Annotated in this window: 2 protein-coding genes; both read right to left on the reverse strand. The window is 66.8% G+C overall.

Annotated elements, in window-relative coordinates:
- A partial coding sequence (locus VN856_RS16445; RefSeq protein WP_325690870.1) for a saccharopine dehydrogenase NADP-binding domain-containing protein occupies window positions 1-279 on the reverse strand: 279 nt, incomplete at its 3' end.
- On the reverse strand, window positions 276-2,192 hold a 1,917-nt coding region (locus tag VN856_RS16450), incomplete at its 5' end, for a S9 family peptidase (RefSeq protein WP_325690872.1). The genes VN856_RS16445 and VN856_RS16450, both read right to left, overlap by 4 nt.

Genomic DNA, 2,192 nt, shown 5'->3' on the forward strand with positions numbered 1-2,192 from the left:
ACCGTAGCGGCTGTACGGACCGACCGTGGTGATGACGACCTGCGTCCGGGCGGCCATCTCGTCCAGCGTTGACGGCGACGACGCATCCGCGGTCAACACCTGCCAGGACTGCGCCGACTCGCCGAGTGTTTCGCGGATCGCCAGCAGACGGTCGGGCGAGCGGCCGGCCAGCGCGATGCGCGCGTTCCCGCCGGCCCGGGCGAGGTATTCAGCGGTCAACTTGCCCACGAAGCCGGTTGCCCCGTACAAGACGATGTCGAATTCGCGCGTTGCAGTCACGGGCGCGACGCTACTCCGAGTACCTCCGGCAATTCGGCGCTCTCCCCCAGCACGTGTTCGGCCAGGAAAGCCAGCACCACCTGGTACCAGATCTTGGCGTGTTGCGGCGCAAGGACCCAGTGGTCCTCGGACGGGAAATACAGGAATCGGTGCGGACTGCTGCCGTCTTCGCCGGCCGGCAGCGCCGAGGAGGCCAACAGCTCGTACCAGAGCCGCAGGCCTTCACCGATCGGCACGCGGTAGTCCTTGTCGCCGTGGATGACCAGCATCGGCGTGCTGATCCGGTCGACGAAATGGTGTGGCGAATTGGCGGCGGTCATCTCCGGCGTCATCTCGCGGCGCCAGTAGTAGGCGTGATCGGTTGTCGGACTGAATTGGTCGAGCGCCCACAGGCTGGCGTGGGTCACGATCGCGGCGAAACGGTTGGTGTGACCGGCGATCCAGTTGGCCATGTAGCCGCCGAACGAGCCGCCCATCGCCGCGATCCGGGTCGCATCGATGCGCGGATGGGCGCACGCCGCATCGGTCGCCGCCATCAAGTCGTCGAACGGCGGTCCGCCCCATGCGCCCCAGCCCCGCTGGATGAAGTCTTGGCCGTAGCCGGTCGACAGTGCGGGATCGGGCAGCAGCACCGCGTAGCCCTTGGCGGCCATCAGCCAGGGATTCCATCGCCAGGCCCAGTCGTTCCAGCTGCCCAGCGGGCCGCCGTGCACCCACAACAGCAGCGGGGCCGGTGCATGATCTTCGGGCAGCACCAACCAGGACCGCACCGTTGTGCCATCCGCGAGGGAGGTGGTGGTCTCGGTCAATGTTCCTGGCAGGCTTGGCAAGTCGACGCATGGCAGCACGGTGACAACGCCACCGGGATCGATCCGCACCGGATGTGGCGGCGCCGCATAAGAACTGCGCAAGGCAAACAGCGCACCGCCCGGCGCCGCGACGACGTCGGTGTAGGCGAAGTCGTCGTCGGTGAGCTGGGTGACCGTCGATGTCGACAGCTCAATGGTGAAGATCGGTGCGCGTCCGTTCTGGTCGGCGGTGACGATCAATGACGCGCCATCGCTCGACCAGGTCAGCGAGGTCGGACGGCGATCCCAAGCTTGCGCAACCGTTCGCGGTTGGTCGCCGAATCGCAAGTATTGCAGCGTCATTCGCGGAGCGCGGTGTGGCGTGGAGATGGTTTCCCGGCCGAACGCGATCGCTGACCCGTCGGGTGAGATTGCGGGGCGTTGCAGTTCGGCGTCCGGATCGTCAGCGATCACGCGGCGTTCGCCGGAGGCCAGGTCGATCCGCAGCAGCACCGAGCGCTCGGTGGCTTCGGATCCTGTCACCCGCCATGTCGTCACAAGGAATCGGCCGTCGGCGCTGATGTCGAATGTGGCGTCATCGAAGCCGGCTTCACGCAGCGCCTCGCCGGGCTGTGGTGTGAGATCACGCAGATCCGTCGCCTCGAACAGATGTGGTTCATCCGGGCCGATGTCTTGGTTCCAGAAGCGAACTGGATAACCGGAGTGCAGAATCGCGCTGACATTGTTGGCCTTACGCAAACCGCGTAGCCGCTCGTCATCTTCGATGTCCCGCGCGGAGGCCAACAGCGGCGCGCCTATCACGGTGGCGTCGGCGGCACGGGCGCTGCGGACCAGGCTTACACCACCGGGCATGCTCAGCACCTCGACAGCCTCGCCGCCGCCGGCGGGCAGCCGCCACAGCGAGGCCGGTGGTTTGTCGGCGCCGTCGGCGCTCTCGGCAATGGGTCGCGAGGACACGAACAACAGGTCGCCGTCGACGGTGAACGTGGGTGCGGTGTCTCCGTTCGGACCACGGGTGAGTCGGCGGGCGGGCTTTTCGCCGGTCGGGTCGACTTCCCAGATGGCGCTGACGTAGCCGGTGCGCTTGTCGTTGAGTTCGGCCAC

The sequence above is a fragment of the Mycobacterium sp. genome (assembly GCF_035603715.1).
Taxonomy (GTDB): domain Bacteria; phylum Actinomycetota; class Actinomycetes; order Mycobacteriales; family Mycobacteriaceae; genus Mycobacterium.